Source organism: Rhodopirellula maiorica SM1 (genome assembly GCF_000346295.1).
Taxonomy (GTDB): domain Bacteria; phylum Planctomycetota; class Planctomycetia; order Pirellulales; family Pirellulaceae; genus Novipirellula; species Novipirellula maiorica.
Window position 1 is genome coordinate 1 of record NZ_ANOG01000060.1, and the last position, 12101, is coordinate 12101.

Annotated in this window: 10 protein-coding genes and 1 pseudogene; 7 read left to right on the forward strand and 4 right to left on the reverse strand. The window is 54.1% G+C overall.

Annotation, left to right across the window (positions count from 1 at the left end):
• Together RMSM_RS43685 and RMSM_RS43690 are read right to left on the reverse strand one after the other, a co-directional pair.
• On the reverse strand, window positions 1–58 hold a 58-nt coding region (locus tag RMSM_RS43685; RefSeq protein ID WP_390172506.1), incomplete at its 3' end, for a hypothetical protein.
• 151 nt (window positions 59–209) lie between these two features.
• A pseudogene (locus RMSM_RS43690) lies at window positions 210–506 on the reverse strand (nicotinate-nucleotide diphosphorylase (carboxylating)); the annotation flags it as partial.
• A 233-nt stretch (window positions 507–739) separates the two neighbouring features.
• Between RMSM_RS43690 and RMSM_RS01855 the strand changes: the two are divergent.
• Window positions 740–1144 carry a ComEA family DNA-binding protein gene (locus tag RMSM_RS01855; protein ID WP_008690728.1) on the forward strand — a complete coding sequence of 135 codons (405 nt, stop codon included), beginning with the start codon at window positions 740–742 and terminating at the stop codon, window positions 1142–1144.
• Between the two features lie 223 nt (window positions 1145–1367).
• Window positions 1368–3485 carry an excinuclease ABC subunit UvrB gene (gene uvrB, locus RMSM_RS01860; protein WP_040763600.1) on the forward strand — a complete coding sequence of 706 codons (2118 nt, stop codon included), beginning with the start codon at window positions 1368–1370 and terminating at the stop codon, window positions 3483–3485.
• 53 nt (window positions 3486–3538) lie between these two features.
• On the opposite strand, the gene RMSM_RS01865 is transcribed toward uvrB, so the two are convergent.
• Window positions 3539–4726: a XylR family transcriptional regulator gene (locus RMSM_RS01865; protein WP_236621964.1), complete on the reverse strand. Its 1188-nt coding sequence runs from the start codon at window positions 4724–4726 to the stop codon at window positions 3539–3541.
• Window positions 4727–5036: 310 nt separating this feature from the next.
• On the opposite strand from RMSM_RS01865, the gene RMSM_RS41700 reads away from it, so the two are divergent.
• The 5 genes from RMSM_RS41700 to RMSM_RS01885 all read left to right on the forward strand — a co-directional run bounded on the left by RMSM_RS41700 (window position 5037) and on the right by RMSM_RS01885 (window position 10163).
• The gene (locus tag RMSM_RS41700) at window positions 5037–5192 is read left to right on the forward strand and encodes a hypothetical protein (protein ID WP_008690733.1); all 156 of its coding nucleotides are present in this window, start codon (window positions 5037–5039) and stop codon (window positions 5190–5192) included.
• A gap of 146 nt (window positions 5193–5338) precedes the next feature.
• Entirely contained in the window at window positions 5339–6529 is a 1191-nt protein-coding gene (locus RMSM_RS01870; protein ID WP_008690735.1) for a DUF1559 domain-containing protein, read from the forward strand.
• Window positions 6530–6639: 110 nt separating this feature from the next.
• A complete protein-coding gene (locus RMSM_RS01875; protein WP_008690737.1) occupies window positions 6640–7452 on the forward strand; it encodes an HpcH/HpaI aldolase family protein in 813 nt (270 codons plus the stop codon).
• An 89-nt stretch (window positions 7453–7541) separates the two neighbouring features.
• Window positions 7542–8723 carry a sialidase family protein gene (locus RMSM_RS01880; protein ID WP_236621965.1) on the forward strand — a complete coding sequence of 394 codons (1182 nt, stop codon included), beginning with the start codon at window positions 7542–7544 and terminating at the stop codon, window positions 8721–8723.
• Between the two features lie 306 nt (window positions 8724–9029).
• Window positions 9030–10163 (forward strand): sialidase family protein, encoded by a 1134-nt coding sequence (locus RMSM_RS01885; RefSeq protein WP_144057295.1) that lies wholly within the window; start codon window positions 9030–9032, stop codon window positions 10161–10163.
• A 12-nt stretch (window positions 10164–10175) separates the two neighbouring features.
• On the opposite strand, the gene RMSM_RS01890 is transcribed toward RMSM_RS01885, so the two are convergent.
• Complete coding sequence (locus RMSM_RS01890; protein WP_008690742.1) at window positions 10176–11609, reverse strand: sigma-54-dependent transcriptional regulator; 1434 nt, start codon at window positions 11607–11609, stop codon at window positions 10176–10178.
• Window positions 11610–12101 lie beyond the last annotated feature (492 nt).

The following is a 12101-nucleotide window of genomic DNA, read 5'->3' on the forward strand; positions in this document are numbered from 1 at the left end:
GAAGACCGCTGCGGTGGTTGTGCCCTCCGCCACACCCCACGGCGTACTTTTCCAACAACCGCCAACCGGTGCGTTTTGCGGGTGTCGTACAGACGTGAATGGGTCGATGCGATCACTTGTGCATAACGCTGAGTGAGTGTCGCCACTCCGCACATTCGGCTGAGGATATTTAAAATGGTTCGCTCGCAAGTCAACAAGTCGCGTGCGTTGCCGGTCAAACGCGCAATCGGTTGACCAGCGACCAAGTCCGATCCGTCCTCTTGTAAACACGTGACGTCTAACGACGCATCAAATTCGTCGACGATCCAGTGCAGCGTGGCCAATCCCGCGCAAACGCCTTCGCCCCGAGGCACAATTTCGCAGCCGCCCTGGCGATCCGCGTCAATCAAACAAACCGTCGTCCAATCGATTGCATCACGCAAATCTTCGGCGATTGAGAGTCGAACCAGCATTCGCAGATCATTTTCGAGCAAAGCGTCGGCTTCGACGCGGGGATAATCAGTCATCTCAGGTTCGTCCAGGGTTCGATTCGTCAAAAAGAGGAAGCCATCGGAATGCAGCCACCGATATTGCTAATCGATCGATCATACGATCGCACCAACATGGCTCGCTAGCATTGTAACGTTTTTGTGAAAAAGTGGACCCGGCGTCGTGGGGACGCGTTGTTTTCAAACGGGGCGATGGCGGATAATGAGCGAACCGTCACACGCTAAAGCTTAGCGGAAAGAATCGCGGATCGATGAATTCATCCAACCCAACCCCCACGCGGCATTCGCCTCTGTTGCAGCCCTCGGTGCAGTGGACACTGGCGGTGGTGTTGCTGCTTTGTTTTGGGGTGTTGGGCGGACGGATTGTCTCTCAAAGCGGGACGCCCCGATCGGAGCCGCTTCGCGATACGGATGCCAAATTGCTGTGCTTGGATTTGAATACCGCTGCCGAACATGAATTGTCGCTGCTGCCGACGGTCGGCCCGGTGCTGGCCAACCGCATTGTTCAGGATCGACAACAGCGGGGACGATTCGAATCGATTGACGATCTCCGCCGTGTGACGGGAATCGGCCCCAAAACCATTGCCGAGATCGCTGCCTACTGTTGTGTCGACGCCGCTCCCCGGGGAGACGTGATCGCAGCGAATCATCCTTAGATACCATGTTTTGCGGCGTTTCAAAATTGACCTGCTGCACCCGCGTTTGCGTCGCCCGCTCGGCAGTGGAGCGTTTGCCTCCTCGGACGACTTCCAAAGTCAAATTTTGGGGCCTAACAGGAGCCTAATAGAGGCCTAACCAGGGCGCCATCGTCGTTTGGGACGTTCTTCGTTACAGTGAAGCGGTCAACGCATGTCATCATGACCGCCTGTGGAACCATTCATGACGTCCAATACGAAAAAGCTTCCCCGCGCCGAATTTCATCTCAATCAGCCGTTTCCGCCTGCCGGAGACCAACCGCAAGCGATTGCCGAGCTGACTCGCGGGTTCTTAGGTGGTAGATCCGCCCAGACCTTGCTGGGGGCAACCGGGACCGGCAAGACGTTTACGATGGCAAACGTGATTGCCAATTTGGGGCGTCCTGCGCTAATTCTCAGCCACAACAAAACACTGGCCGCGCAGCTGTACGGCGAATTTCGCGAATTCTTTCCCGAGAATGCGGTTCATTATTTCGTCAGCTATTACGACTACTATCAACCCGAAGCCTACATCCCCCAACGCGACGTTTATATCGAAAAGGATTCGTCGATCAACGAAGAGATCGATCGGCTGCGGTTGGCAACGACCAGCTCGTTGGTCAGCCGGCGCGACGTGGTGATTGTTGCGTCGGTCAGCAGTATATATGGTTTGGGGTCGCCCGAGGATTACAAAGAGCTGATCGTATCGCTTCATAAAGGCGAAAAGACGCGGCGTGATCACTTGTTGCTTAAGTTCGTCGACGTGCTCTATGAACGCAATGATGTGGCATTTGAACGTGGCAAGTTTCGCGTCCGCGGCGACAGCATCGAGTTGTGGCCTAGCTACGAAGAGTTCGCTTATCGCATCGAAATGTGGGGCGACGAGATTGAACAGATTTCACTGATCAATCCGGTCTCAGGAGAAACGATCAAAACGGTCGATAGTCTCTATATTTATCCCGCCAAACATTTTGTGATGCCTGAGAATCGTATTCAAAATGCGATTCGTTCGATCCGAGAAGAACTGACGCAACAAGTGGAACTGTTTCAACAGCGAGGTAAATTGCTCGAGGCTCAGCGGATCTCGGCGCGCACGCGATTTGATCTGGAAATGCTCAGCGAAGTCGGTCACTGTCCGGGGATCGAAAACTACAGTCGTCCGTTGTCGGGGAAGCCGCCGGGTGCGACCCCCGATACGTTGTACGACTTTTTTCCCGACGACTTCATTACTTTTGTCGACGAGTCGCATGTGACGGTCTCGCAGGTCCGAGCAATGTACGCCGGGGACCGCAGCCGAAAAACGACCCTCGTCGAACACGGGTTCCGCTTGCCGAGCGCGCTGGATAACCGACCGCTAAAGTTCGAAGAGTGGGAAGAACGAACCGGGCAAATTTGTTTCGTCAGCGCCACGCCGGCTGAGTACGAATTGAACCGCACCGGTGGCGAAGTGGTTGAACAGATCATCCGGCCCACCGGTTTGCTTGACCCCGTCGTCGAGGTGATTCCGGCGCGAGGCCAAGTGAATCATTTGCTAAATGAGATCCGCATCCGCGCGGAAAAGAACGAGCGGGTTCTGGTGACCGCGTTGACAAAGCGATTAGCCGAAGATCTTTCGACGTTCTTTCAAGAACAAAACGTGCGTTGTCGTTGGTTGCACAGCGAACTCAATGCGTTTGAACGCGTTGACTTGCTGCAAGAACTTCGCACCGGTCGCTTCGATTGTTTGGTCGGGGTCAACCTTTTGCGAGAGGGACTCGATTTGCCCGAAGTCTCACTGGTGGCCATCCTGGACGCTGATAAAGAGGGCTTTCTGCGTAGCGAAACCAGTTTGATTCAAACGATCGGCCGAGCCGCTCGGAATGCGAACTCGAAGGTCATTCTGTACGCCGACAAAGTGACTGCATCGATGCAAATGGCGATCGAAGAGACGAGTCGTCGACGCAAGATTCAAGAAGACTACAACACCAAACACGGAATCGTTCCCCAGACCATTTTGAAGTCCATTCGCACGGGAATTGATTCCGATGCAGCCAAACGCAAGAAAGAGTCGGCGTTGGCCAAAAGCGAAGCCGAAACCGTTTACATCACGTTGGAGTACGTCGAGGCACTCGAGCGAGAGATGTTGTCGGCCGCCGAGGATCTCGAGTTCGAGCGGGCGGCATCGCTGCGTGACCGCGTGCTTCAATTGAAAGAGAACATCGGCAAACCGATCTCGGAAGTCGAGTTTACAAGCAAGAACGAGGCAACCGGAATCCAAAAGAAACGTCGCAAAGGCGTCAAGGGCGCCGGCCGCAAAAACGTACCTCGCCCCAATCGTGGGTAAACGCTTTGCCGGCACTCATATCCCGGAGCGAGGGTGACACGCGAAAACTCGCCTTACCTTTCCTCGCCGCCTTGCCGATATTGTTTTGGCGTGACGCCGACGTGTTGCTTGAAAATGCGGCATAAATTGTGGGGCGTTTCGAATCCGGTGGCTTGAGCGATCGTCTTGACGTTCTTGTCGGTGCGCAACAGCATCTTTTTCGCTCGCGTCAATCGGATATGACGCAGTTCTTCGGCCGGAGCCCGGATGAAATGTTCGCGGAACGCTTTCTCCAAACCGCTGCGTGACATCCCGACATGTTTGAAAACGTCGTTCATGCTGATCGCTTCGTTCGCGTGGTCGTACAGATAGCGTAGCGCTGCGACCACTTTGGGGTGATCGACCGCAAGACTATCGGTAGTGCGTCGCTCAATCACTCCGGTGGGGCGAATATAGATCGGGTCCGCTGGCGCGGTTTGATCGCAAAGCAATCGATCCAGTAACGCCGCGCCTTCGTATCCAACAAGTTCCCAATTGACCTCGATACTCGAAAGCGGCACCCGCAAAAAGTCGCAGATCAGTTCGGTGTTATCGACCCCCAAGATGGCAACTTCATCTGGTATCGAAAGCTCGGCTCGCGAACAAGCATCCACTACTTCGACCGCTTCGACATCGCGTGAAGCGAACACTGCAAGCGGTTTGGGCAACTGAGCCAGTCGCCGTTTCAACCAACGATGTCGTTGCTCGACGGTATCGTTTCGCTCGCCCTGTTCGTGTTTCCAGCTCAACATGATCAAATCGTGCCCCGCTTCGTTGATCTTTTGTTGAAAGGCTTCACGACGACGTCGGCTGACATTGAGCCCCTTGCGATGGAAAAAGGCAAAATTGCGGTAGCCTCGCTCCAGAAAATGTTCCGCCGCCATTCGCCCGATCGCAACATTGTCGGGGGTCACCCGCGGAAGCTTGATTGCAGGTCGACTTTCCGCCAGGTCAACAATCGGGACATCCAAGCGGCGAAGTCGTTTCCAAATGTCCTGACGTGTCCCCAATAACGTTAGAACCCCATCCCCGTTCCAGTGACTCGGAACTGGATCGTCAAAGTCAGCCGAGATATTCCAGCCGTGGTCTCGAGCAAAGCGGGCGACGCCTTGATGAATTTGGGGGTAGTACCAACTGAGCGCCAGCAAGATGTTGCGTCCGCCCGAGGTCTCGTATCGAGAGGCAACAAGAGGCGTCGGTTTCGATGGCATGGGTGGCATCATGGAAATACGTGTTAGGTGCATGGGGCCCCCTAGTTTAGCTGCGATTCCCTTCTTCACTCACGCGGCGGAGCCGCTTCGCTTGGCCGGTTTAAACGGCAAACCTACGTAAAACGGCTTTTTAGGGTAGCGAAAATGCCAATGTTATTAGCGAAAGTGACAATTGCAACCACACGGTGTTGGTTTAGACTCGGTCACGCTGGAATACCTTCCGAGCTTATTTCTTCCCCCCGAGTTGCCTTCTAAACCCGCTGGCTGCATTGCCAAGAGGTTCGTGGGTCCCGCCGTCCTGCCATCAAGATCGAGTTTGACAATGAAACAAGTCTTTCTTTTTTCCCTGCTGTTGTTCGCGATGATTTGCGGGTGTGGTGAATCTGGACCTCGTGTGATCGAGCGACCTGAGATGACCCCCGAAGAAGCCGCGGCGGTAGAAGCCGAGTATGAGCGTTCGATGACCACCGATGCCTGAAGATTCTCGCTACGGAATCTGATTGCTCCCGGTCACCACCCAAACGTAATTGGAAAGCGTGAGCAATGGGTGATGATCGATTTCTCTTTTCTCCCACCATCATTTTTTTCCTACCATTATCATTTTTTTCACCAAGGAGATCATCAATGGTCCATTCATCTTACCGCCGCAATGCCGGTTTCACGTTAGTGGAATTGCTCGTGGTCATTGCGATCATTGGGGTACTTGTGGGGCTTTTGCTACCTGCGGTCCAAGCGGCACGCGAGGCGGCCCGACGAATGAGTTGTAGCAACAACTTCAAGCAAATTGGTTTGGGCCTACACAACTATCATGCCGCCTACAACCAATTGCCAATGAATCTCGGGGGCACTGCCCAGCTTTCCGGAACGATCAATAACGGCAAGTCAAACCGATTGTTTTTGAGTTATTTGGTTGGGACGCTTCCCTTTGTAGAGCAGCAAGCACTCTGGGAGGCGGTATCCAATGGCGTTGACGCTTCAGGGCATAAATACGTGCCGATGGGACCGACGCCATGGACCAGCTTTGATCCTTGGTATACCGATATTCCGTCGTTTCGATGTCCTAGCGACCCCGGCATCGGGCTTCCCGCACTGGGACGTACGAACTACGCCGCCTGTGTCGGAGACCATGCTCGTTTGTCTAATTCAGGTGGCAAAAATCAATTCGGGTTCTACCAAGCTGCAGACGATGACAATGCCGAAGTTGCCGGGACGTCAAAATCCAATGACTCCACGGTCGCTTCGCGTGCCCGCAGCACCAACCGTGGCGTGTTCTGGTCACGTCATGTCACACGTTTCCGCGATATCTTGGACGGTACGGCCAATACGATCATGGCAGGTGAAATCTGTACGTCGATGGGAACCAAAGAAGTCAATTCGGACAACGCGTACTACACCAACGATGCGCTGGTGAGCGATACCGCGATGGAACTGCAAAAGTGTCTTGATCGCATCGATCCCAATCGTCCCCAATTTCTACGCAGCAGCGTGGATACCCGAAACGGAACTTCCGAATCACGTGGCTACCGCTGGGCTGCGGGACTGTTGCAATACAGCGCCTTTCAAACGATTCTTCCGCCCAACAAACCGAGTTGTTTTCGCGGGCGAGACGTATCCCAAGGTGTTTCCACTGCGGGCAGTCGTCATCAAGGCGGAGTCCATGTGTTGATGGCAGACGGTGCGATCAAGTTCATCACCGACAGCATCGAAGCCGGGAATATCAATGGGACGCCGCAAAACGGAAATCAAAGCCCCTACGGTTTGTGGGGCGCCCTGGGAACACGTGCGATGAAGGAAGTCGTCGATTTGGATCTATAAATCCAATCGTGTCCGGCTTGTTGCCGTTGCCACGTCAAAAATGTTAGATCGTGCGGGGGACTCGCACGATCAATCTGCTCAAAAACCGATGCCAGTAATTTGCCACCAAGATGAACAGCCGCCAGCTCCGCCAATCCCTGCACGCCGGAACCCCCGTGTTTGGTACGTTGATCGTATCCACGTCGCCACGATGGCCAGACGCCATCGGCAACAGCGAATTGGATTTCGTTTTTATTGATACAGAACACATCGCAATCGACCGAGCTGAACTCAGTTGGATGTGTCAAACCTATGATGCGATTGGGCTCCCCCCGTTGGTTCGGATCCCGTCGCCCGATCCGTATGCCGCCACCATGGTGATCGATGGAGGGGCCGCCGGCGTGGTGGCGCCTTATGTTGAATCAGCCGACCAAGTTCGCCAATTGCGTGGGGCTGTCAAGTTGCGCCCCATCAAAGGGGCCAAGCTTGACCAAATGCTTGCTGGTGACACGGTCGAAGCGGAGCTGGAGCGTTATATCGAGGAAACCGCCGATTCGCGATTGTTGGTGATCAATATCGAGAGCGTCGCGGGCATCGAAGCCTTGGATGACATCCTCGCCGTGCCCGGGATCGATGCGTTGCTGGTTGGGCCACACGATTTGTCGTGTAATCTCGGGTTGCCCGAACAGTACGATCACCCCGAGTTCGTTTCCGCGTGTGAAACCATCTTCTTAAAAGCAAGAGCCGCTGGTGTAGGCGCCGGGATTCATTTTTGGGGGGATGTTGAGCAACAGCTTCGATTTCTAGAGCTGGGAGCGAACATGTTGATCCACAGCGGCGACATCTCGCTCTTTCAAAAACACTTGCGTCTCGAAGTCGCGGCGATCAAACAAGCCATCGGGCTTTCCGCTGCTGAAGCGACCGAAGATCAAGTTCAGATTTAAACCAATCGTCATCGCAGGTCCGTTGTGATTCGGAAACGATTGGAATTCCCCTCCCCTTCCCATTTTTGTCGGTTGAAAGATTGATCTCGATGCGTTTGATTTGGTTTGCCGTTGTGCTGTGTAGTTGGATGTTCGTAGGTGGCGAACATTTGCTTGGACAAGACTTGACGATCACTCGAGGCATCGTTGCCGAAGGCGATGCCCAATGGGATTGGACGCAAGCGAGAACCGGCGTGGTGTCGGGGGAGGATGGTTTTGCGCTAACCACGATGTCACGAACGTCCAAGGTCGGGGCGCATGGATACCATGACCTCTATTTCACCACCACCCGAGATCACGGCCGGACTTGGAACTCGCCGCGAGTCCTGCCGACATTGAAACGAACGCGTCAAGTAAATGGTTACGAGGTGGTCGCCGGCGACGTGTGGCCGAATTGGCATACGGCGACAAAACGGCTGTTGCTAACAGGCAAAACATTCAACTTTGCCGGTGGAACCAAAGAGAACTACTTGAAAGAAAAAGTGTTCTATGCCGTCATCGATCCAGCGACGCTACAGTCCAGTCCCTTACGCACGGTTGCGATGCCCGATCGGGACCACGAAGGCAAACCAATCATTGCGCCCAATGCGGGATGCCATCAGTTGGTGATGTTGTCCAATGGCGATATTTTATTGCCAATCCGCTATCAGAAAAGCCAATATCCGCGGCGTTACACCACGATCGTGGCACGTTGTCGATTTGATGGTGAAACGTTGACCTACGTTGAGCACGGTTCCGAACACACGTTATCAACCAACCGCGGTTTGTATGAACCCTCGGTAACTCAATTTAGTGACGAATTCTTTCTCACGATGCGAGCGGATGATGGCGCGTATGTGGCAAAAGGCCGAGATGGAATCCATTTTTCTGAGGCGATCGCATGGACGTTCGACGATGGTAAACCGCTGGGCAGCTACAACACGCAGCAGCACTGGGTCACCGTGGGCGGGAAACTCTATCTCCTCTACACGCGGCGAGGTGCGGACAACGATCACATCATGCGGCATCGTGCACCGCTGTTTATCGCGGAAGTCGATCCGCAGCGTTTGACGGTGCTGCGTGCAACCGAGCAGGTTCTTGTGCCTGAGGATCATGCGACCCTCGGCAACTCAGGCGTGTGCCAAATCAACCAAGACGAAGCCTGGGTTACGGTTGCCGAAGGTCTGGTCAGCCACGGGCAGCGAAAAGGAGAGAACAACCGAGTCCATTTGATCAGGATCCAGGCGGACTAGCTAGCTTTGGTTAGCGTACCACGAATTGCGATTCGTCGAGACCGAACCACGCAATGATGACATGCGGGTCTAGTGTATAGACCGATGCGTTAGTTCGGTCGCTTTCATGTTCATTAGCCATTAAAATCGACTGGCCACTCTCCGCAATTCGTATCGTCGACTCCTCGGCCGATGCCGATTTGCATCGAGTTACCCGCCGCCACTTCGAACCTCGGGTAATACGGTTGCGACGAGGCTCCGACGTGCCGTTGGTCTAGTAAGTGATTTTTCCCGTGAGACTTCGTGAGGCGTACAGTGAATTTTGCATTGAGTCGTGTAGTGTTTTTGGCTTGTCTGGTTTCATGGGCAGCGACGTCGTCAGGCGAGGAACCCAAGCGTTTGCCGACCATCGATCTTTCAGCGGAAGCCGAGCGTCAACTCGTGATCGCCGAAGGAACACCGCAAACGTACCAAGGACATCCCACGACGTTGAAATTGCCCGGTAGCGACACCATGTTCTGCGTGTGGTGTATCAATCATGGCGGTGCGGCGGGACCGATGGCGCGAAGTGACGATGGTGGACGAAGTTGGGTGCGTTTAGATGCATCCTTGCCGCCTGGGTTTTCGACCCATCAAAATTGTCCCAGTATTTATCGGATGGTCGATCCGCAAGGAGTTGCTCGACTGTGGGTATTCTCGGCGGCACTGGGAAAACGAGGCGGCCCCGGAATGCCGAGCATCATGAGCGAAGACGAAGGCAAGACGTGGAAAGAAATGCCACCGCTCGGCTTTCCCTGTGTGATGACGTTTAGCAGCGTCATGCGTCTGGACGATGGACGCTACCTCGGACTCTATCACAAAGGCCCCGGTGGAAAAGACCGAACGCCACTGAACGTGTTGCAGTCGATCACGTCTGATGGTGGGTTGACTTGGTCAGAGCCCCAAGTGGTCGCAGCGGTGGATGGCAAAAACCCGTGCGAACCGTTCGTGCTGCGATCGCCCGATGGGAAAGAGTTGTGTTGTTTGATGCGAGAAAACACTCACACCGGTCACAGTTTAATGATGTTTTCTCGTGATGAGGGTGAAACGTGGAGCGAGCCCGTCGATACCGCTTGGGGGTTGACCGGGGATCGCCACATGGGCATCCAAGCCCCCGATGGACGCTGGGTCATCGCGTTTCGAGACCAAGCACCCAACAGCAAAACCAAGGGACACTTCGTCGCTTGGGTGGGCACCTACGAAGACATTCGGCAAGGGCGTCCCGGTCAATATCGGATCAAACTACTGCACAATCATGCCGCTAATGTTTTTGATTGTGGTTATCCGGGGCTTGAGCGTTTGAGCGACGGTACTCTCTACGCAACGACCTACATCAAGTATCGCCCAGGTCCTGAGAAACACTCCGTTGTCAGCACGCGTTTTAAGTTGTCAGAAATTGACAAACGTGTGGATTTGCAATAATTCGTCGAACCCCTAGTTGGCGTATTGCAGCCGTGGATCGTCCAAGCCGAGCCGTTTCATTTTTTTGTAGAGCGTCGTGCGGTTGATGTCCAACGCATCTGCCGTAGCGGCTCGATTCCAATGGTGTGAACGAAGCGACTGCAGAATAATTTCTCGCTCCGGAGCTTCGAGGGCTTCACGAAGCGTTTTGCCATCGACCTGTCCAATCGTGTGGTTGACGCGGTTGGTGGGATTGGTCGCGGGGCTGGCAAAGACCACATCGGACGTACGACCGGTTACTTCTGGTGGCAGATCCTCTACCGTCAATACCGGTCCTCGACCGAGTAAGACGGCGCGTTCGACGATGTTTTCCAGTTGACGAACGTTCCCCGGCCAGCTGTAGCTTTGCAGCGCTGTAATCGCCTCGCGGTCAAATCCTTCGATCTCTCGACCACATGATTCGGCTGCTTCGGTGAGGAAATGGTCCACCAGCAATGTGACATCGCCGGGACGTTCACGTAGCGGTGGCAAAACAATGTTCACCACATTGATTCGGTAGTACAAATCTTGCCGGAACGCACCACTTGTGACCGCGCCGGTCAGATCTTCGTTGGTTGCCAGAATCACCCGAGCGTCGACGGAATGCGTTTCATTGCCCCCAAGAGGCTCGAATTTAAATTCTTGCAAGACACGCAACAGCTTGACTTGCATCGCTGGGGTTGCGGTCGCGATTTCGTCTAGGAACAGCGTGCCGCCGTCCGCCATGTCGAATTTTCCAGGCTTGTCATGGTTGGCGCCGGTGAAAGCCCCCGAAACGTGACCGAACAATTCACTTTCGAGCAGCGTGTCTGGCAATGCCCCACAGGCAACTTCGACGAAGGGTCCGTTTCGACGGGAACTACGAGCATGAATTGCCCGAGCAATCATGCTTTTACCGGTGCCATTTTCGCCAGTGATCAACACCGACGCGCGGGCATCCGCGACGCTGTCGATGACATCAAATACCTTTAGCATTCGATAATCGTGACTAAGGATGTTCTCCATCCCGCTGCGGCGATCCAATTGCAATCGCAGCGTCTCGTTCTCTTGAGCAATCTTTCGCTGTTCGACCGCGCGTTCGATGGCCAACGTCAATTCGTCGTCGATCAATGGCTTGGTCAATAGATCAAACGCCCCTGCGCGGACCGCTTGAACGGCGGTGTCCGGGGTCGCATAGCCGGTGATCACCAGCACCGAGGTGTCCGGATGCTGTTTTTTGGTGTAACCGATCAAATCGAATCCGTCATCGGCACCGAGACGAAGGTCCGTGATCAACAAATCATAGTTTTGTTTCTTTAAAGCCGCTTTCGCTGCTGCCAACGTTCCCACCGTCTCTATATAGTAGGACATCTCTCGCAACCACTGAGCCATGGAATCGGCGAGATGTTGGTCGTCGTCGACTAACAGGATCGATGCAGATGCACTCATGATGTTTTGTAGATCGAAAGGGCGTGAGACGGAATTTGCTTACAGTAGGCCGCCATGGTGGGCTAGAACCACCAGCGGTGGGCTCGCCATCGCCGGTGATGCGGAGCGACAGAGGTATCTAGGTCACCATTAAGTTCCGGTCAAATAAGTGCGAATACGCCCACCTAAAGGCATACGGCAATCCGAAACCCCACCTTTGGCACGGTTTTTCGCTCCGTTATGACTGTAAGTGCTGTTTTATCAATGCTTTAGCGAATAAAGTGGGCTAGTGTTGAGTGCACAAACAGTGAACAATCGTCGACATCACAAGTTCAACAGCACGTTTATCATCATCGTTTTTTGGAAGCAAGCATGTCCCCACAACTATTGGTTGTCGACGATCACGAAGCCGCACGTTTTGGTCTGAAATGCATGTTTAATGGGACTTCCATGCAGGTCGCGATGTCGACAGGCACTTCGGAAGAGGCGTTGAAATTCATGGCAGAGCAGCCC